Source organism: Microcoleus sp. PH2017_05_CCC_O_A (genome assembly GCF_020738785.1).
Lineage (GTDB): Bacteria > Cyanobacteriota > Cyanobacteriia > Cyanobacteriales > Microcoleaceae > Microcoleus.
Window position 1 is genome coordinate 32,627 of the sequence record NZ_JAEQCB010000039.1, and the last position, 19,941, is coordinate 52,567.

General features: G+C 43.8%; 13 protein-coding genes. 8 read left to right on the forward strand and 5 right to left on the reverse strand.

Annotated elements, in window-relative coordinates; translation table 11 throughout:
* Positions 1-288 precede the first annotated feature (288 nt).
* On the reverse strand, positions 289-2,838 hold the full coding sequence (locus tag JGK20_RS11210) for an ATP-binding protein (protein WP_293178324.1): 2,550 nt from the start codon (positions 2,836-2,838) through the stop codon (positions 289-291).
* 486 nt (positions 2,839-3,324) lie between these two features.
* Between JGK20_RS11210 and JGK20_RS11215 the strand changes: the two genes are divergently transcribed.
* The gene (locus tag JGK20_RS11215; RefSeq protein ID WP_293178327.1) at positions 3,325-3,720 is read left to right on the forward strand and encodes a hypothetical protein; all 396 of its coding nucleotides are present in this window, start codon (positions 3,325-3,327) and stop codon (positions 3,718-3,720) included.
* A gap of 166 nt (positions 3,721-3,886) precedes the next feature.
* Here the strand turns inward: JGK20_RS11215 and JGK20_RS11220 are convergent, their stop codons facing one another.
* From JGK20_RS11220 to JGK20_RS11230, 3 genes are all read right to left on the reverse strand, one after another.
* Positions 3,887-4,741: an Hpt domain-containing protein gene (locus JGK20_RS11220; protein ID WP_293178330.1), complete on the reverse strand. Its 855-nt coding sequence runs from the start codon at positions 4,739-4,741 to the stop codon at positions 3,887-3,889.
* 943 nt (positions 4,742-5,684) lie between these two features.
* Positions 5,685-6,230, reverse strand: a complete 546-nt coding sequence (locus JGK20_RS11225) for a hypothetical protein (RefSeq protein WP_293178333.1) — start codon at positions 6,228-6,230, stop codon at positions 5,685-5,687.
* 306 nt (positions 6,231-6,536) lie between these two features.
* Positions 6,537-7,451 carry a DMT family transporter gene (locus tag JGK20_RS11230; protein ID WP_293212309.1) on the reverse strand — a complete coding sequence of 305 codons (915 nt, stop codon included), beginning with the start codon at positions 7,449-7,451 and terminating at the stop codon, positions 6,537-6,539.
* A gap of 173 nt (positions 7,452-7,624) precedes the next feature.
* Between JGK20_RS11230 and JGK20_RS11235 the strand changes: the two genes are divergently transcribed.
* The 3 genes from JGK20_RS11235 to JGK20_RS11245 all read left to right on the forward strand — a co-directional run bounded on the left by JGK20_RS11235 (position 7,625) and on the right by JGK20_RS11245 (position 13,060).
* Complete coding sequence (locus JGK20_RS11235) at positions 7,625-8,047, forward strand: hypothetical protein (protein WP_293225863.1); 423 nt, start codon at positions 7,625-7,627, stop codon at positions 8,045-8,047.
* A 304-nt stretch (positions 8,048-8,351) separates the two neighbouring features.
* Positions 8,352-11,993 carry an FG-GAP-like repeat-containing protein gene (locus tag JGK20_RS11240; protein ID WP_293230459.1) on the forward strand — a complete coding sequence of 1,214 codons (3,642 nt, stop codon included), beginning with the start codon at positions 8,352-8,354 and terminating at the stop codon, positions 11,991-11,993.
* Between the two features lie 383 nt (positions 11,994-12,376).
* A complete protein-coding gene (locus tag JGK20_RS11245; protein ID WP_293230460.1) occupies positions 12,377-13,060 on the forward strand; it encodes an SDR family oxidoreductase in 684 nt (227 codons plus the stop codon).
* Positions 13,061-13,712: 652 nt separating this feature from the next.
* On the opposite strand, the gene JGK20_RS11250 is transcribed toward JGK20_RS11245, so the two are convergent.
* Positions 13,713-14,522, reverse strand: a complete 810-nt coding sequence (locus tag JGK20_RS11250; protein WP_293193734.1) for a calcium-binding protein — start codon at positions 14,520-14,522, stop codon at positions 13,713-13,715.
* A 108-nt stretch (positions 14,523-14,630) separates the two neighbouring features.
* On the opposite strand from JGK20_RS11250, the gene JGK20_RS11255 reads away from it, so the two are divergent.
* From JGK20_RS11255 to nirB, 4 genes are all read left to right on the forward strand, one after another.
* A complete protein-coding gene (locus JGK20_RS11255) occupies positions 14,631-15,611 on the forward strand; it encodes an ATP-binding cassette domain-containing protein (RefSeq protein WP_293186584.1) in 981 nt (326 codons plus the stop codon).
* Between the two features lie 151 nt (positions 15,612-15,762).
* The gene (locus JGK20_RS11260) at positions 15,763-16,551 is read left to right on the forward strand and encodes an ABC-2 family transporter protein (protein WP_293186585.1); all 789 of its coding nucleotides are present in this window, start codon (positions 15,763-15,765) and stop codon (positions 16,549-16,551) included.
* 184 nt (positions 16,552-16,735) lie between these two features.
* Entirely contained in the window at positions 16,736-17,101 is a 366-nt protein-coding gene (locus JGK20_RS11265; protein ID WP_293186586.1) for a four helix bundle protein, read from the forward strand.
* A gap of 264 nt (positions 17,102-17,365) precedes the next feature.
* Positions 17,366-19,930 carry a nitrite reductase large subunit NirB gene (nirB, locus tag JGK20_RS11270; RefSeq protein WP_293230461.1) on the forward strand — a complete coding sequence of 855 codons (2,565 nt, stop codon included), beginning with the start codon at positions 17,366-17,368 and terminating at the stop codon, positions 19,928-19,930.
* The last annotated feature ends 11 nt before the right edge of the window (positions 19,931-19,941 follow it).

The following is a 19,941-nucleotide window of genomic DNA, read 5'->3' on the forward strand; positions in this document are numbered from 1 at the left end:
GACAGTTGACAGTTATGGTATCCGAATCTAACCGTTTATAAAGCAAGGATTTTAGACTCTATTGATGAGTTCTTGAATGTCCTAACCAATGTGGCGGTTGCTATAGCTGCTTTTGTATTTTAATCTAATTTTCGATTTGTGCATTTTGTCGATAAGCGCACTTTTTTTCACTTCACCGAATAGCAGGGGTTGGAAGTCCCAGCATGAAGGCAGATTATTATAAGAACGGAGTTTAAATCTCCGTTCTTATCGCTTCGCTGTCAACTGTCAACTGTCAACTGTCAACTGTCAACTGTTTAAAATCGGTTTGAGATGAGTTTGGCTCAAGGGAATCTCAATAATCAACTCGGTTCCCTCTCCGGGGGCTGAAATACAGCTCAATTTGCCGCCGTGTTGTTCCACCACAATTTCGCTGCCAATCGCCAAACCTATCCCCGCACCTTTCCCTACCGGTTTTGTGGTAAAAAACGGCTCAAATATTTTCTGTCTAACTGTTTCTTCCATACCCCAAGCATTGTCCTTAATCCGAACTGCTACGGCTGTTTCTCCCGGACAAACTTCAGTCACGATCCGAATTTGTCCGCTCTTGGCTGTCTCTGCTTCGTGCCAAGAGTGCGGCGATAAATTTTTGTTGACAAAGGCATCTTCTAAAGCATCAAGTGCATTTGTCAGCACATTCATAAATACTTGGTTGATTTGAACTGGGTAACACTCAACCAACGGTAGAGAGCCATATTCTTTGTTGAGATGAATTGCAGGGCGATGGTACTGCGTACCTGCTACGCTAACGGGCTTCGGTTTGAATCGGTTGCTCAAAATCAGCAAAGCACTGTCCAATCCGTCGTGAATGTCAACTTCTTTAATCTCTGCTTCGTCAATTCTAGAGAAATTTCGCAGCGACTGAACTATCTCGCGGATGCGGTTAGCTCCTACTTTCATTGAACCCAGCAACCTCGGCAAGTCTTCAACTATAAACTCTAATTCTGCTCCTTCTATTTCTGCTTGAATTTCTGGCGAAGGCGACGGATAGTGCTGCTCGTAAAGCTGCAATAAATCGATCATTTTTTGACTGTATTCGTCGGCATAGTTAAGATTTCCGTATATGAAGTTAATCGGGTTAGTCACTTCATAGGCTACCGCCGCCACCAACTGTCCCAAACTTGACATTCTTTCGCTTTGCACCAATTGAGTTTGCGTTCGCTGAAGCTCGTACATCGCTGTTTTTAAATGCTCGCTTTTTTCGCGTTCTCTGGCGATTGAGGCTTCTAGTGCTCTATTTAATTTTTCGAGTTTTTTGGTTTGGCGCAGCACTATATTGATTATTGCTTTTTTTAGTTCCAATGCAGCGTCTATTTCGCATTGCTTCCACGGCAAAGATTTGCACCTCACATTTTCTTTCCACAGCTCGAAGGATTTCCTAGGAGACAGTCTGTGGCTGCCATCTTCATCTATTAGAACTGCTTTGTTGGGGTTCCCTGCCCAATTTACGGTCTTAATTACTTCCGGGCGAAACCACAAGACGTATATTTTCTGACTCGGCGATATTGCTATTGCCAAACACCCGCTAGCCGTGTTTTTAAATTCCTCAGCTTCTGGATAGCATTTAGTCAGCGAGTCTGTATAAAAAATTTCTTTTTTTAGGCTGTTTTGCACCCACTGAGTTAAGGATTTAAGCGCTTCTCCGTGAGGTGTTTCCCCGACTCGATAGCAATTTTCTCCAAATACTATTGATGCTCCCTGGGCGTTGACTGCTTCCAGCAAATTATGCTGGCATTTAACTAACACTTCTGACAAGTTTTCGGAGGTAGATATGTCTTCAAAAATCTGGGCTTGAATAGATTTTAAGTGTAGTTTGTAGTCGTAGTCTTCGTTGGCTTCTTTTGATTGCAATTCTAAGGACATTACTTGCCCGATAAACTCGCAAGCGGCTCGCACTTCATGGTTGAGGTATTTTGGTGTATAGTTATGGCCAACAATCAATCCCCACAGTTGTTGATCTTTGATTAAAGAGATTGATAAAGTAGCGGCAACGCCCATATTTTGCAGGTATTCTATGTGAATGGGAGACACGCTTCTCAACACGCTGAGACTGAGGTCTAGGGACTGCTTCGTAACAGAATTTTTTTCGGGAATGATGCGAACTGGTTGATAATTAATATCTGGTATTAACCTCAACCAATTTAACAAATACAGTTTTTTGGCTTGTTTGGGAATATCTGATTTGGGGTAGTTTAAGCCCAGGAATGGACTCAGGTTTTCTAGTTTGTCTTCAGCCATTATAGCACCGTTACCTTCTGCGTCAAATTGATAGGTCATAACTCTATCAAATCCCGAAATCTTCCGGATTTCTCCCACAGTCTGCTGACATAATTCTTTGAGATTTTTGGCGCTTTGAATTTGGCTGACTGTGGATCTGACTGAATGATAAAAGCTAAAAACGGAAAGATTTTCTGTGGTGGTTGCTAATTCTAGCTCAATTATCAAAATTCCTTGTTGTCGGTGGAGGATGCAGTCAAATTCTAAAAACTTGTCTGCTTTGTTGACAGAGAGTTTAATGGGATTGACGGTTTTTAAGTTTTCGTTCTGCAAACAGGAATTGAGTTTTTCTAACTGAACTCTATCGAAGAATAAGCTCAAATCTTGACCGATCGCACTTTTGGCATCGACTCCCAATAAATCTTGCGTATTTTCACTGACTTGCAGTATTTCTAGTTGAGGTTCTCGTACAACCACGAGAATCCCGTGAGGCTGAATGTGCCCCGATATGTGAATGGGTTCTGTGTCGCAGTTTGTCAAGTCAACTTCTGCGAGTGCTGGGATTGTGCTTTGTCGATCCATTGTCTCTATTTTCCGCTGTAAAATTTCGAGAGGGTTCTATCGATTTTAGATTTGATCTCAAATTTGCTTTTCAATAATCTCATATTGTTCGATCGCATAATGGCCTGATCCCTTGACCGACACTAACAAGGCATTATCCGAAAATCAGCGAATCGAAAATGATGGAGTCGAAAATTAGCCTACCGTTGTGTTGCTGCTAGACTGGCGCGAGCATTCTGGTTTTTTTTACGAACTGAGCTATTCTATTCGAGCGATCCCCGATATTAATTATCGCAGCAATTGTTCCCATTCTTCAAGTCGTTTTAATGTTTTTCCACAATTTTAATATTTGTGGTAATATTTTACCATCATAAAAAAGGGGAGATAAATGTGTCTTCAGACCGGCCGACTAACGAAAAGATTAAGTTAAGGTAAGGGTGACAAGACTTGAAAGTAAAGTCGCGTTAAGCTTTTGAAGTATATCCAACAGGCCCGACAATTATACTGATGCTCGACTTCAATACAGTTACTGAGTTTTCTCATACCCACTGCATAGCTATCTGTGCCTTTTTAGTTCCGGCAAACTTGCTGACTACTTTGCAGACAGGGATTTTGACAGGACTAAACCGACCTCGAATGCAAGTTTGGGCGTCTGTGGCTGTGGCCAGCCTTTGGGCTACAGCAATGATCTTTCACGTTTTTACCTGGTTCGCGATCGGAGTAGTAATGCCTCCGACATACATCTTGTTAGCTATGGCGATCGCTTGTCTGGCTATCAATATCTGGGCAGTGGGACATCCTGCGAGCATGATGCAATTAATTAGAGTTGCGGTATCAGCTTTTAGGGAAGTTTTAGAAGAAGGAAGAAGGAAGAAGTCAAGCGTGAAGTCGGAAGTTCGGTAACGGATTTTCTAACGGGTGTAACGAATAAAATTTTAGCGATCTAGGAAATAAGGAAGCAGAAAGAAATTGGCATCTGGCCGTCTGAAAGATGTCTGGGAGAATATTAGTTTTTACTAATCTGTTCCCTCGTTCCACCTATTAGTTCTGAGTCGTGATTTTATAACCCTTATTCCGGTTCGCGATCGCGACAGTCTTCATCTTCCGGGCCGCGGGGATGGATCGTGCAGTTGAGCAGGTGCCCGCCATCGCTTCTGCCATAATAGTAGCGACATCCCGTGCAAATTGCCGGAGGTTCGATCGCACTTTGGTAAACCGGATAATCCATAGCCAGCAGTGAGAAGTCGCGCTGCGTCTGAACAGTCCCGATAATAGCGCCTGAAAGTTCCACAGCTTGGCGGATGTTTTCGATCCTGGTGTAAGGTGGCAGGTAAATGTCAATATAAAGGCGTATGCCATCGCCTTCGTACTCCTGGCGGGTAATATTGCCTCCGAGCAAACCGACGCGCGACGTAATGGCGGAGGAAAATTCCCCAGCCAAGGTGCAGTAACCGCAGAAAAGGTGAATGTGTTCGTCGGTTACTGCTCTCACACTCAGGCGAGTAGGAATCAGCACTCTCAGGTAAGCGTCGAGCTCGTCAAAAATCGGTTCGGCGAGGGACAGCATCTGGTTTGCGTCTTCGTGGTTGAGCCCAAAACCCTTAGAAACCTTGGAGACGAGGGCTGCTAAAATATCAAAAACTTGGGTTAACAGCGATTGCAGCCTGCTATCAATGGCGATCGGACATTCTCTGAGCAGTTTTAAATAATCTTCCAAACGATGGGCTACGCGCTGAATGCTGCTAAATCCCAACATAGCTGCTCCCCCTTTAACTGAGTGCGAGGCTCGGATGAGCTGGTGTATCCTTTGGGGAGTTTGCACGGTGTTTTGCAGGCCCTGCAAGCCTTGTTCCATGATTTGAAGGTGTTCTGTGGCTTCTTCTAGAAAGTAGCCGATGATGCGCTGTAGTTGTTCTGGTAGCATAATATTATTCTCCAAAAGGCACCCTAATTGCAGAAAACAGAAAGCAGAAAGTAAAAATGCTGATATTTTTTACTTTTGAGTCAATATTTAACCCAGAGGTGATATAAAACCGGCGTTGCACGGGACACAATACCGCAGTGCGAGCGAAAAGCGCTAGACTCGGAAAGTTAGGATGCCGATGCAAGTGGAAACCAGATTATTTGTCCTTGATATCTATCCTGCCTCACAATAACGGCGGTGGCAAATATCGAACCAAAGAGGCTTCTGATTGCCCACATTTTTTAACGTGCTAATTTTCTCAACAAGCAAATTCCGCAACTCCGATTCTATCGTTGTTGATGGTTGGTTATTATCAATAGCTCTTAACTAATGACAACAAATTGACGATCGAATACCAAGAATTTCTGCATGTGGTACCCGCCACGTGATTTATCCGTGGAATCAATCCCAAATCGAAAATCTAAAATCCTCTCTTCCCCCGAATTTATCCGTGGGGTTAATCTAAAATCTAATCTAAAATCTAAAATCTAAAATCTAAAATCTAAAATCTAAAATCTAAAATCTAAAATCTAAAATCTAAAATCTAAAATCTAAAATCTAAAATCGATTGACTCTCGGTGCGTAAGTTCTAGGAATATGTCATTTAACAGTGTAAAGGTGATTTTTTGAGAAGTTTAACTTTTAATTTAATAGATATCTTCAATAACGATTATTGTAGGGTAGGCATGGAGCCTGCCCGAGAGTTTCTGTTTTGGAGAAGTCTATGACAATCGCTTGCGAGTTTGAACAAGCGATCGCCCTTTTTGGCACGAGATATATAGTTTGACTGCGTAAGTCCCGATCGCATTAGGATCGCGAATTAAATAATTAAATAATTTACACAAGTTTGTGGGATGGGTTCTGGGCCCATCCCACAACAACCATAAAAATGGTACCTTTTTTCCTATTTAGCGACTGTTGCACCGACTTTGGCTGCGATCGCAGCTAAAGCCTTGCCGTTGCCTTGTAGAAGCGTGTTATTTTTCTGCACCATGCTGCCACTCAGTTCTGGGGGAGCGGGCAGTTTAACGCCTAATTTTTCAGCGATCGCGCGGACAATTTGTCTATTACCCAACAATAATTTGTGGTTTTCTGTCGCTAAGTCACCGCTCCCTGGGCCTGCTACGCTGGGTACAGTTGCGCCTACTTTGGTAGCGATACTGGTAAAAATAGCTCTGTTTTGCAAGATTAGCTGTTGGTTAACTTGCAAAGGATTGCTACCCGATGGTGCTGCGTCCTTGCTAGCTGCTGCGCCTACTTTAGCAGCAATATTCTTAGCTGTTTGACCATTTTTCACTAGCAAATCCCGATTTTGCTGTATGAGTGTTTGTTCGTTGGCTTGGGTAATAATTGTATTGTTAATAGTAGGTGGTTGAACTAATTGACCAGAGCTTCCCAATAATCCAGATGCCAATAAAGTAGCAGTGAAACCAACAATTAATTTAGACATTTTTTCTTTCCTCGATATGTTTTTTTTGACAAGCAGTTTTTTTACTGCGTCATCTACCAAAAGAAACATATCAAGACTTTTTTGAGCAGTTTGTCACGAATGTTACATTTTGTAACAAACTTATGCAAAAAGTGCAACGTCTAATTGCAATTTTTACAATTACAGACAGAAAGTAGGTTTTTATAGCAGTTGACAGTTGATAGTTGACAGTTGACAGTTGACAGTTGACAGTTGACAGTTGACGGTTGACGGTTGACGGTTGATCGGCGAAGATATTTGCTATCTTTTTTGCTTTTAACTTATTCACTAGGATTTTTGGGTTCCGAAAGTGGCGGCGGCTACACCGAAGAGGAGTACCGCAGCACCTGCGAGTACGGCTGGCGCAGGCATTTCGCCGAACACCAAATAACCCAAACAACTCGCCCCAACGGGTTCAAACAAGATGGCAAGAGTTACCAGAGTTGGGGAAATTTGCGCTACAGCCCAGTTTAAAATGGTGTGACCTACTAATTGAGGCAAGGCGGCGGTTAATAAAATGTAAAAATATACGATGTTTGGATAACCGGTATAACTGGTACCGAAGGCGAGGGGTAGAGGTAGCAGGACGATCGCAGCAACAGTATAGGCGATCGCGATATAACCGCCAATTCCCAATCCCCGCCGTTGAGCTTCCCGGCCCAGCAGCAAGTACAAGCTGACAGCCCAGGAACCCGTCAGAGCAAGGATATCGCCGAATAATTGAGTGTTGCCGCCCTTGGCTGCGCCTGTGCTTCCGAGGGCGATCGCCATTCCGCCAGCAAGCGCTATAGTAATGCCTGCGATCGACATTTTGCTGAGTTTTTCGCCAAACCAGAAGCGGGATAACAGCGCTACCCAGACGGGATTTGTGGTGACGAGGGCTGTGGAAGCTGCGATCGAAGTATAAGACAGTGAGGTAATCCAGAGAGCAAAGTGCAGGGCGAGACACAAACCAGCCGCCGCAGCATAGCGCCGAGCTCCGGGTTGTAGGGTTTTCCACTGAATTTTCGGCCAAGCTGGAAGCAGAATTAAGGCGGATAAAGTCAAGCGAGAAGCGGCGAGTACGAGGCTGAAACCGAGGCCGCCCGCGCCTGCTTTCAGGTTGGCTAGCCGGATTAAGATTGAGGCGGTTGAGACTGCTAATACGCCGATCGTTAAGATAAGGGCGATCGACCAATTCGACGGTTTTTGCGGAATATTCATTTAAATTTCCATGAGATTATTTATTTTGAGAGCGCCCCAAGCAGTCTATGGTGTCGTTGCGGGCGATCGTATTTTGACAAAAATAATCTTTATTAACTCAAAATCATGAATTTAATCAACTAGATTGATTAAATTTATAAATATACTTTAAAAATATAGCCCTTCTCAGATAGGTGAGGTACGTTGTTGGGCTTCAGCCCTCTTGGTTTAAGCGGTTATATAAGCTGTCAATAAATGCTATAGCTGATTTTATCATCTTAAATACAACATTTTATCCGCAAAGTATTAGACATATTATAAAAATATCTAGAAACTGGCAAGATGCCAGTTCCACAGAAAAAGATATTTTTGTAAAAGATATTTTTGTAAAAGATATTTTTGTGGAATGGGCATCTTGCCCGTTCCAAAATTTGATTATAAAAACTTTTCCAAGATATATATTTGATAGTTTCAAACTAGATAAATCAGAATTAGCGCGAGTAATTAGTAAAAATTTATCTGAAATTTTTTATCAGAAAGCGCACAAACTATTTGAGATCGAAAAACTTGTAGCACCTTATATTGACGATATTGTCGGGAGCATCTCATTTTTGTAAAAAGCATTTTTTTCTTATAGTGCGAGCGTCCTCGCTCGCGTATCGTATAATACGCGAGCGAGGACGCTCGCACTATTAAATGCAAAACTGAGATGCTCCCATATTGTCTAACGAATGTAACATAATTTTACAATTATGACTTTTATGACTTTTATGACTTTTATGAACTCAAAGTCATGACTTTTATGAATTGACTTAAAAAAATACTTGTTTTAGCATCTTAAGTACGAAAAATGAAACTGGTAAGAACTTCTCATTCATTTTTAACATAGCTCAAACCAAAAATAAATCAGGAGAATCAACTATGGCTAGCCCATTCAAAGTAACAGAATTCGATTCAGGTAGATATATTACAAATGTCACCGCAGGAAAATTTAACGGCGACTCAACAACAGATTTAGCAACCATGGATTTGCTATCGACTCAAATTGGCATTTTGCCAGGAGACGGTACAGGTAAATTCAGCATTGGTAGCTACTCCTCTACGGGAGAATTCCCCTATGACTTTAGCAGCGCAGATTTCAACGGTGACGGCAAAACAGATTTATTCGCCACTAACTACGGTACTGACAAAAATTCGATTTTGTGGGGAGACGGCAAAGGCAGCTTTACTTCTTACACCAACTTTGAAGTGGGAGTACCATTTAATTTCATCTATTCGATCGACTTCAACGGTGACGGCAAAGTCGATTTAGCCCCCGTAGACTATACGAATAACAAAATTTTCGTCCTCTTGGGAGACGGTACGGGTAAGTTTAGCAAAGCCCAGGCTATTGATATCACAACAGACATCTCTTCCATCGCTTGGGCAGACGTAAACGGAGACGGCAAAATAGACTTAACCACTGCCAGCCAATACTCAACAAATATTTCCGTGAATTTAGGAGATGGTACTGGAAAATTTGGCAAAGCTACCAACTTTAATCTAGGGAAATATCCCACCGCCATTACAGCGGGAGATATCAACGGAGACGGCAAAACCGACATCGTATCAGCCAACTACTATTCCGACGACATTTCCATACTGTTTGGAGACGGGAAAGGCAATTTTGGCACAGCAACTAGCTTTTTCGGAGGAATCGGCCCTTCGTCCATTCAAGTATTAGACTTTAATGCTGATGGCAAAAATGATTTAGTAGTCGGAGATTTGCTCTCAAACTTTATTTTGTGGGGAGACAACACTGGCAAATTCAACACTTATACCGACATTCCTTGGACGGGATTTAATCCTGTATATGCCGACTTTAATGGAGATAAAAAACCTGACATTGCCGGCAACTATCTTGGCAATGTAAGAATTTTAATCAACGATACCAGTCCCCTTACCGACACATCAAAACCAGCACCTACGCCCACTCCCGCCCCGACTCCAACACCGCCACCACCGCCAACACCTGGAACATCTGCTGGTTTTACAATCACTCCGATATCGGGATTAAAAACTACAGAAGCAGGGGGAACGGCAACATTTACCGTCAAACTCAATAGCAAGCCAACTGCTACTGTAGCCCTAGGTTTAAGTAGTTCCGATAAAACAGAAGGAACAGCCTCTCCAGCTTCTCTGAATTTCAATCCTACCAATTGGGAGACTCCGCAAACTGTAACGGTAACAGGAGTTGACGACAAGGTAAATGACGGCGATAAAATTTACACAATCATTACCCAACCCGCTGTTAGTGCTGACAAAAAATACGACAAACTAAATCCGTCTGATATCACCCTCACTAATACCGCCAGCATTACTCCAACTCCAACTACAATTCCTCCAACTCCAACTACAATTCCTCCAACTCCAACTACAATTCCTCCAACTCCAACTCCACCAAAACCAATTCCAATTCCAATTACTACTCCAACACCTGGTGGAATCACCGTCAGCCCAACAACCGGATTAAAAACCACAGAATCAGGCGACAGTGACTCATTTACGGTCAAACTCAATAGCCAACCCACCGCTAATGTCAGCATCGGCTTAAGTAGTTCCAATACAGTAGAAGGAACTATTTCCCCAGCCTCTCTCACCTTCACTCCTACCGATTGGAATCAAGCCCAAAAAGTCATAGTAAAAGGTGTTGATGACAAGATAGTAGATGACGATAAAAAATACACAATTGTCACCGCCCCTGCTGTCAGCACCGATCCAAAATACAACAACCTCAATGCAGAGGATGTCAGCGTCACCAACGCCGAAACTAACCGCCCACCCGTGTTAAACAAAAGCAAGGAAACTACTCCCTGGTACTACGACAGCCCGATAGTTAAAAAATCATCCAAATTTGAGTTTACGGTTCCCGAAAAGGCATTTATAGACCCAGATTCTGGTGACAAGTTAACTTACTCAGCCACTTTAGAAAACGGTCAACCTTTACCGAGTTGGATTACTTTTAATCCTACTACCCGTACTTTCAGCGGCGACATTACTAAAGGGAACTCTCTGGATATTAAGTTGACCGCAACCGACACTTCCGGTGCGAGTGCGAGCGATTTTATCAAGTTAGTAGTCACTAAAAATGGTGTGGTCGTTGATGGTTATATTGCGGGTGCGACTATCTTCTTTGATGCGAATAAAAACGGAGTCAAAGATGCTAGCGAACCATTTTCTACGACTGATGCTAATGGCGAATACGAACTCGATATCCCGGACAGTTTTGATACGAACAAAAATGGGAACTTTGACCCAGAAGAAGGCAATTTAGTTGCTTTTGGGGGGACGGATGTTTCGACGGGCTTGCCACTGACAACTCCTGTTTCAGCACCGATAGATTCCACTGTTGTCACGCTATTAACTACTTTAGTTACTGATTTGACGGCTGGGGGAATGTCGCAGACTGAAGCTGAGTCAAAGGTTAAATCTACTCTGTCTATTCCTGCGGGAGTTGATTTACTGGACTTAGATCCGATCGCATCTACGGCCAAAAATGAGCCTGGTGGTGTCGAAACTCTAGTCGCGATGACAAAAGTCCAAAACGTCGTCACCCAAACCACGAGCTTAATAGACGGTGCATCTGGGGCGGATAATGGTGCAATTACCAAAGCTGTTGTTGCAGCAATTAACAGTAAAATTAAATCCGGCGGTTCCCTGGATTTGAACAATGCGACGCAGGTAGAAGGCATTATCCAGCAATCTATTGCTAACGTCAAACAAGTTGATAGCAATCTCGACGCTGAAAAACTTTCCAAAATTTCCTCGCAAACAGCGAAGGTAATGGTTGAGGCTAATCAGCAGATAGATCAGGTGAAATCTAACTCTTCACCTGAGTCTATTGCCTCGGAAATTGCCAAAGTTCAAAAGGTGGCTTTAGGTGAAAGTGCGATCAAACTGGAAGCAGTCGGTGTTGCGATTCTCACAGGCGATGTTAACCCTTCCACAACTTCTACTACACTTCTCGGTTTTGAGGGCAAAAATCTGGTAGGTACTGATGATAACGATACTTTACTAGGTGCTAGCGGTAACGATTTCATCAGTGGCAGAAAAGGCAGTGATTCCCTCGATGGTGGTGCCGGCGATGACAGTATTTACGGTGGCAAGGGACTCGATACGCTGACAGGTAACAGTGGCGATGATATCCTATTTGGAGGCCGTGGTGCTGACAGTTTGGATGGCGGTGCAGGCAATGACAGCTTGTATGGCGGCAAGGGAGATGATACTTTGCTTGGTGGTTTGGGAGATGATTTCCTGAGTGGTGAAAAGGGCAATAATTTTCTAATCGGCGGAGAAGGTAGCGATCGCTTTTTGTTAAATCTAGATAGTGGTATCGATACGATCGCGAATTTTGACACTGATAGCGATAAGATTATCCTTGGCAATGGCTTGAGCTTCGGACAGTTAGACATTACCCAGACTGCTAGTGGAAATGCGATCAAAATTGCTGCGACAGGCTCAGTGTTGGCAAATGTCAGTGGAGTCACCGGGCTGCTGCGAGCAAATGATTTTTTGGTGATTTAAAAGAGTGTTGACAGTTGACAGTTGACAGTTGACAGTTGATAGTTAACAACAACCGCAAGCATCTCATTTTTGTAAAAAGCATTTTTTCTTTGATTGAGTGCGAGCGTCCCCGCTCGCATATTGTACAATACGCGAGCGGGGACTATAAAAACTGAGATGCTCCCACAGCAACCTCTACCTGGAAGGAAGAGGATTGGAGTAATGAATCGTCTTCTGTTAATTTCTCCCTAAAACGAAGAGGCTTTCAACCAATTATTTCTGGTAATCAGCCGAGGGTAGGGGCTGGGGGCGAGATCCTCGGGCCCCACCTTTTTAATAAAAAAATGTGTAACAATCAATAAATCTCGCAGTTAACGCTGACAACTCCCAATTTAAAACTATCTATGGCTCCTACAGTTTTGATTACAGGCGCTTCTCAAGGAAGTGGCAAGGCAACGGCACTGTTATTTGCCCGTCAGGGTTACGATGTGGTGATGGTGGCTCGGGAGCCGGAAAGATTGGCAGCAGCAGCGGCTCAGGTGCAGCGTGAAGGCACTTCGGCTATGGCGATTGCGGGGGATGTTGGTGACATTCAACAAGTGCGGGCGATCGTCCAAAAAGCCCTGGATACCTGCGGAAACATTGATGTTTTGGTGAATAATGCTGGAATTTGTCTCGCAGGGGCGATCGAGCAAACCACCTCCGAAGATTGGCAGCAATTAATGAATACCAATTTTTGGGGCTGCGTTAACACAATTCAAGAACTTTTGCCACATTTTCTCGATCGCAAAACGGGTACAATCGTCAATGTTGGTTCCATTGGTGGCAAAATGCCCTTACCTCAAATGACTGCATATTGTGCCAGTAAGTATGCAGTAACGGGTTTGACAGAAACTTTGCGATTGGAATTGGCGCCCCAAGGAATTCATGACTGGGCAAATCAGCCGGAAGATATTGCTAAAGCTATCTGGGATGCAGTGAAGAATCAGCGTGCAGAAGTCACAGTCGGCCCTGCTTTCTTGGCATCGGAAGCCTATCGCTTATTCCCCGGTTTGATGCAGTGGGCAATGGAAAAGGGCAAGTTATAATTAGTCAGTAGTCATTATTAGTATGGCAGGGTAAATTTATTGTCGTCAGACAAATTAGGTACGTAGTTGCGCTTCAGCGCTCTTTGCTTATATATATAAAGAGCGAAAAATTAGGTACGTAGTTGCGCTTCAGCGCTCTTTCCGAATATATATAAAAAACGAAAAATTAGGTACGTAGTTGCGCTTCAGCGCTCTTTCCGAANGGTACGTAGTTGCGCTTCAGCGCTCTTTCCGAATATATATAAAAAACGAAAAATTAGGTACGTAGTTGCGCTTCAGCGCTCTTTCCGAATATATATAAAGAGCGCTGAAGCGCAACAACGTACCTTGATCCAATCTTTGTCGAGCAAACAAACTCAACCTCAAATATTGTACCAAGAATTCTTCTATAATTGGTATTATTAGTAGACGAGCAATTGCATTCATTTCCAGCGAGCAGAAAATCATCTGCGGTTTATGTATCAAAGTCAGATTTATTTAATTCAAGTCTAATAAGGTGCATATAGCATTTATCAGAAAGATGAGGTATGACTGTAAATGGAGTTTTTGATGCGACCTCGCTTACTATATCATAAATACTAAGAGGGCCCAAGCCCAACAACGTACCTCATCTTTCTAATAAGGTGCGTATTTCGCACCCTACACCTACAGATTAAAGCAGAGAACTAGCATTAATCAAACGCCCGTTTAAATCTGCCGGAGTCACATTCAACACAGTCCCCAACAAAGCATTAGTAAAACCGAATCTAATATTAGTAGCTTCCACACGCCCATTACGATCGGGATCGAGACTTTGCTGCGAGATGCCGCCCTTGGCTAACAAACTCGTTCCCCCCGAGATACTTCCTGGATCGAGTAACAGTAGTCTCGGATCGTTTAAACTATAACTCACTTGTTCAAAAGTGATATTGCTGCTGGTGAATGCCGTACTAATTCCGATTGAATCGCTAGACTTATCAAAATCGATAATTACGGCGTCAGGAACTTCATTTCCAACTAATCTAAGTCCAGCTTGATCGACTCTCAAAACAAAGACATCGTTGCCCGCACCTCCTTTGTAAACATCCACATCTCTGTCGCCAATTAAAGTATCGTTGCCGTCACCACCGACTAACAAATCAACACCTTGCCCCCCGCGCAGCAAATCATTTCCCACGCCGCCATCAACGAAATCACTATTTTTATCTCCCGTCAAGAAATCGTTTCCAGCTTCTCCCAAAACATCGTCATCAGCTTTGCCGCCGTAAATAGAATCATCGCCGGCACCGCCAAACAGACTGTCTTTACCATCGTTGCCGAAAATCCTTTCTGCATCTGACGCGCCCCTGACAGTATCATTGCCGCCCAGCATCCAAACTCCCCCAGGAAAACTGGCAAGTTGTCCCGGTGCAAGTGTAATATTTTCAGCAGTATTGTCTCCTACCAAGCGAGGGATGCCAGAATTATCGGGGGTGAGTACCATAGTTGTAAATTTTGTGCGATGTGATAATGGATATCTTGTAATATTCTACAGCTTGGCACAACCCGATCGCGCGATCGCACATTAAAATAAAAGTTAAAACTAGAGCCAATGCCAATTATCTTAGTTAAAGACTTAAGCAAAGTTTATCCCGTAGCGATTAAGGAACCGGGACTGAAAGGAACCATGCAGCACTTTTTTAAGCGCACTTACCGCAATATCAAAGCAGTTGAGGGCGTTTCTTTCAGTATCGAACCTGGTGAAGTGGTGGGGTTTCTCGGCGCTAACGGTGCGGGCAAAACTACGACGCTGAAAATGTTGACTGGTTTGATTTACCCGTCTGATGGTACTGTCACTGTGTGCGATCGTACTCCTTTCCGCCGCGAAGCAGCTTTTCTGCAAAGAATCACCTTAGTTATGGGGCAGAAACAGCAGTTAATTTGGGATTTACCCGTACTCGACTCTCTGCGAATCAATGCCGCAGTCTACGGCATTCCCGATCGAGATTACCGACAGCGAATTGGAGAATTGACAGAAATGCTGTCACTAGAAGGCAAATTAAATCAGGCGGTACGCAAGCTGTCTTTAGGCGAGCGAATGAAAGCGGAATTGATGGCCGCGCTGCTACACCAACCGGAGGTATTATTTTTAGATGAACCGACTTTAGGTTTGGATATCAACGCACAGTTTAGTGTCAGGCAATTTCTGCGAGAATATAACGAGCGCTATCAAGCAACTGTGCTTTTGACAAGTCACTATATGGCTGACATTACGGCTTTATGCAAGCGTGTTTTGTTAATCCATGAAGGGCAATTAGTTTATGATGGCAGTTTGGACGGATTGCTCGACAGGTTTGCACCTTACCGAGAAGTCCAGGTAAAATTAGCCGAACCGCTAGCAAAAGATAGCGCTTTTGCTTACGGCGAGGTAGAATCTATTGAAGGTAATTCAGTCCGGTTTTTGGTCAAAAGGGAGGAGCTGACGGCGAGCGTGTCGAAGATTTTAGCCCAGTTGGAAGTGATAGATTTGACTGTCACAGATCCGCCAATTGAAGAGGTAATCGGTCGAGTTTTTCGCACGGGAAAAGTGTAGAGTTCCCCCAGATTACCTAAAAAGCAAGGTGTTTTATTCTCAAGATAAAGATAGGTACGTTGTTGGGCTTCAGCCCTCTTTCTATATACGCCGAAAGAGGGCTAAAGCCCAACAACGTACCTTTACCTATAATTTTTTTAGTGAGATTGATATGAAAAGAATCATCAGAATTGCTAAAACTTTGCTACTGACTTACTACGCTTATATGCTCGAATACCGGGCAGAATTGTTTTTGTGGGCCCTGTCGGGAGCTTTGCCGTTTATCTTGATGGGCGTGTGGATGCAAGCATCAGAAAGTGGTCAGTTTGGGCTAAAGGCGATCGACTTTGCCCGTTACTTTTTGGCAGCTTTCATTGTCCGACAAACTAATGTTGTTTGGGTGATTTGGGAGTTTGAAAAAGAAGTAGTCCAAGGCAAGTTATCTAATAGATTGTTGCAGCCTCTAGATCCAGTATGGCATCACTTCGCATCTCATGTTTCCGAAAGGTTTGCGAGGCTACCTTTTGTATTCGGATTAGTGCTGCTGTTTTTTGCACTTTACCCACAGTCTTTTTGGGTGCCGAGTTTGGGCAGGTTTTTGCTGTTTTCCTTGGTTGTCGTCTTGGCTTTTTGCTTGCGGTTCCTGATCCAGTATACCTTTGCGCTGTTTGCTTTTTGGATAGAGCGCGCAAGTGCGATCGAGCAATTTTGGTTCTTGATTTACCTGTTTTTATCGGGAATTATCGCACCGTTAGAAGTGTTTCCCCCAGCAGTGCGCGCAGTGGTTTTGTGGACTCCGTTTCCTTATTTGATTCATTTTCCTGCTTCAATTTTGATCGGATTGCCCGTTGATGTTGGCCGTGGTTTGTTGGTGATGCTGGGTTGGGGTGTGGTGTTTTTTGTGTGGAATCGCTGGCTGTGGCGGCAGGGTTTAAAACAGTATTCCGGTATGGGAGCTTAAACAGTTGACAGTTGACAGTTGACAGTTGACAGTGAAGAATTGACAGTTGACAGTTGGCAATTGACAGTTGAGAGGGGACTATTGACAGTTGACACTTGACAGTTCATAGTGGATATTTAGCGAACAATCTCGGGCACTATCAACTATCAACTATCAACTGTCAACTATCAACTATCAACTGTCAATGACTGATAACTCACCACTCAAAAATAAATCTTTTGCGTTTGCCGTCCGAACGGTAAACCTATATAAATACTTGTTTTTCAATAAAAAAGAATATGTATTGTCAAAACAACTACTACGATCTGGAACAGCTATCGGTGCATTAGTTAGAGAAGCAGAACAAGCAGAAAGCAAAGCCGATTTTATTCATAAACTAGCGATAGCCCTCAAAGAAGCCCACGAAACTGAATACTGGATATTGCTACTTCGAGAAACCGATTATCTCACCCCAAAAGAAAGCGAATCAATCTTAAACGACCTAAAAGAACTCCTAAAACTACTAACCAGCATCATCAAAACAACCAAACAAAAACTCAATGACAGTTGACAGTGAGCAGAGGGACTGTTGACAGTGAACAGATGGACAGTGGATATTTACCGAACAATCTCCTGCCCTGTGAATTATCAATTATCAACTGTCAATTATCAACTGTCAATTATCAACTGTCACCACACCTCATGCAAAAATGCAATCGCCACCATACGACAATTGCATAAAAGTTAACTTTTTGTATCCATACATACAAAAGTTTACAAAAAATTCTTATATTAATAAAACCAACGACGGATAAACGAGATAAAAGAGATTCTAATGACAGCCAAAAAAAATCTGATTGTAATTGGCAATGGTATGGTAGGTCACAAGTTCCTAGAGTTAATGGTGAGCTCGGATGCTGCCAAAAACTGGAATTTAATTACTTTTTGTGAAGAGCAGCGCGTTGCTTACGATCGCGTAAACCTCAGCGGATTTTTCTCTGGGAAAACGGCGGGAGATTTATCTCTAGTTGCACCGGGATTTTATCAAGAAAATGGTATTCAAATTCACATCGGCGACAAAGCAGTCGCCATCAATCGCGAACAAAAAACTGTCTCTTCAGCCAACGGTTTAGAAGTTCCCTACGACAAAATTGTTCTCGCCACCGGTTCCTATCCATTTGTACCGCCTATCAAAGGCAAAGACGCGGCTGGTACTTTTGTTTACCGGACAATTGACGATTTGGAGGCGATGTCAGATTATGCTAAAAATTGCAAAATAGGTGTAGTAATTGGCGGCGGTTTGTTAGGCTTGGAGTGCGCTAATGCTCTCCAAAATATGGGTTTAAAAACTCATGTGGTTGAGTTTGCGTCGCGGCTGATGCCCGTGCAAGTTGATGAGGTTGGTGGTGCGATTCTCCGTAACAAAATTGAGGAGTTGGGGGTTTCGGTTCACACTAGCAAATCTACCACCGAAATTGTTAGCGAAGATGGCAAAGTTTCTAAGATGCTGTTTGCTGATGGTTCGGAATTGGCAACGGATATGATTGTGTTTTCTGCTGGCATTCGCCCCCGAGATGAAATCGCCCGAGATTGCGGGATTGCGGTGGGAGAGCGCGGCGGTATTACGATCAATGATAGCTGCCAAACTTCGGATTCTGATATTTATGCGATCGGCGAATGTGCACTTTATCAAAATCGCATCTACGGTTTAGTTGCCCCTGGTTATACAATGGCTGGCGTAGCAGCAGATATTTTGAGCAGCGCTGCGGATGACGGGCAAGATGCCCGTCCCACTAGCACTTTCACTGGTGCGGATATGTCCACAAAACTGAAACTTTTGGGTGTGGATGTGGCGAGTTTTGGTGATGCTTTTGCGAATTCTGCCGGTGCTAAAGAGATTGTTGTTGCTGACAATTTCCAAGGCACTTACAAGAAATTAGTTTTAAATCAAGATGGTAGCCGAATTTTAGGCGGTATTCTCGTCGGAGATGCTTCTGCTTACGGCACTTTGCTGCAATTCATGCAAAATGATATTGCTTTGCCGCCACATCCAGAAGATTTGTTGATGCCACCGCGCGAAGGCGGAGCACCTGCTGGTTTTGGTGTGGAGAGTCTGCCGGATTCTGCTCAAATTTGTTCTTGCAATAATGTCAGCAAAGGGCAGATTTGTGAGGCGATTCGCGATCGCAATTTAACTGATGTCGGCAGTGTCAAGAAATGCACTCAAGCTGGTACGGGCTGCGGCGGTTGCGTGCCTTTGGTGACGGATATCTTTAAGTCGGAGATGAAGAAAGCCGGGTTTGCGGTCAAAAATAATCTCTGCGAACATTTTGAGTTTTCCCGTCAAGAATTGTACCATTTGGTGCGCTCTCAAGAGCTGAAAAGCTTTGATGAGACGATCGCCAAACACGGCAAAGGGCACGGCTGCGAAATTTGCAAGCCTGCTGTGGCTTCGATGCTGGCTTCTACTTGGAACGACCATATTCTAGAGAAGTCTCACGTTGGTTTGCAAGATACCAACGATTACTATTTGGCAAACATTCAGCGCGACGGTACTTATTCGGTGATACCGCGCATCCCGGGTGGAGAAATTACGCCGGAGAGGTTGATTGCTTTGGGAGAAGTTGCCAGGGATTTTGGGCTTTATACTAAGATTACTGGCGGACAGCGGATCGATTTGCTTGGTGCTCGGGTGGATCAGTTGCCGCATATTTGGCACCGCTTGATTGATGCGGGATTTGAGTCTGGACACGCTTACGGTAAGGCTTTGCGGACTGTCAAATCTTGTGTTGGTAGCACTTGGTGCCGCTTTGGGGTGCAGGATTCGACGAGTTTGGCGATCGAGGTTGAGTTGCGCTATCGCGGTTTGCGATCGCCCCACAAGCTCAAGTCTGCTGTCTCTGGCTGCACTCGCGAATGCGCGGAAGCTCAAAGCAAGGATTTTGGGATTATTGCTACTGAGAATGGTTGGAATTTGTACGTGTGCGGTAACGGCGGGATTAAGCCGCAGCACGCGGTTTTGCTGGCGGCGGATATCGATAAGGAAACTTTGATTAAGTATATCGATCGCTTTTTGGTCTTGTACATTCGCACGGCCGATCGCCTGGAACGTACCGCTACTTGGTTGAACAAGCTTGAGGGCGGTATTGAATACTTGAAGCAGGTGGTAATTGAGGATTCTCTGGGCATTTGTGCTGAGTTAGAGGCGCAGATGGAGCATTTGGTGAATACTTATCAATGCGAGTGGAAAACGACGATTGAAGACCCGCAAAAGGTGCAGCGATTCCAGCATTTTGTGAATTCCGATTTGCCAGATCCGAGTATTGTTCGTGTCGAGGAACGGGGACAAAATCGCCCTGCTTACGAGGATGAAAAGGCTCTAGCTGGAGTTTCGGAATAATTCCAAGCGTG

Excerpts from the sequence above, each read along its gene's own strand:
- JGK20_RS11220 (WP_293178330.1), bottom strand. The coding sequence starts at position 4,741 with ATGCTACCAGAACAACTACAGCGCATCATCGGCTACTTTCTAGAAGAA.
- JGK20_RS11245 (WP_293230460.1), top strand. The coding sequence starts at position 12,377 with ATGGCTCCTACAGTTTTGATTACAGGCGCTTCTCAAGGAAGTGGCAAG.
- JGK20_RS11260 (WP_293186585.1), top strand. The coding sequence starts at position 15,763 with ATGAAAAGAATCATCAGAATTGCTAAAACTTTGCTACTGACTTACTAC.
- JGK20_RS11215 (WP_293178327.1), top strand. The coding sequence starts at position 3,325 with ATGCTCGACTTCAATACAGTTACTGAGTTTTCTCATACCCACTGCATA.
- JGK20_RS11240 (WP_293230459.1), top strand. The coding sequence starts at position 8,352 with ATGGCTAGCCCATTCAAAGTAACAGAATTCGATTCAGGTAGATATATT.
- JGK20_RS11225 (WP_293178333.1), bottom strand. The coding sequence starts at position 6,230 with ATGTCTAAATTAATTGTTGGTTTCACTGCTACTTTATTGGCATCTGGA.
- nirB (WP_293230461.1), top strand. The coding sequence starts at position 17,366 with ATGACAGCCAAAAAAAATCTGATTGTAATTGGCAATGGTATGGTAGGT.
- JGK20_RS11210 (WP_293178324.1), bottom strand. The coding sequence starts at position 2,838 with ATGGATCGACAAAGCACAATCCCAGCACTCGCAGAAGTTGACTTGACA.
- JGK20_RS11265 (WP_293186586.1), top strand. The coding sequence starts at position 16,736 with ATGACTGATAACTCACCACTCAAAAATAAATCTTTTGCGTTTGCCGTC.
- JGK20_RS11230 (WP_293212309.1), bottom strand. The coding sequence starts at position 7,451 with ATGAATATTCCGCAAAAACCGTCGAATTGGTCGATCGCCCTTATCTTA.
- JGK20_RS11255 (WP_293186584.1), top strand. The coding sequence starts at position 14,631 with ATGCCAATTATCTTAGTTAAAGACTTAAGCAAAGTTTATCCCGTAGCG.
- JGK20_RS11250 (WP_293193734.1), bottom strand. The coding sequence starts at position 14,522 with ATGGTACTCACCCCCGATAATTCTGGCATCCCTCGCTTGGTAGGAGAC.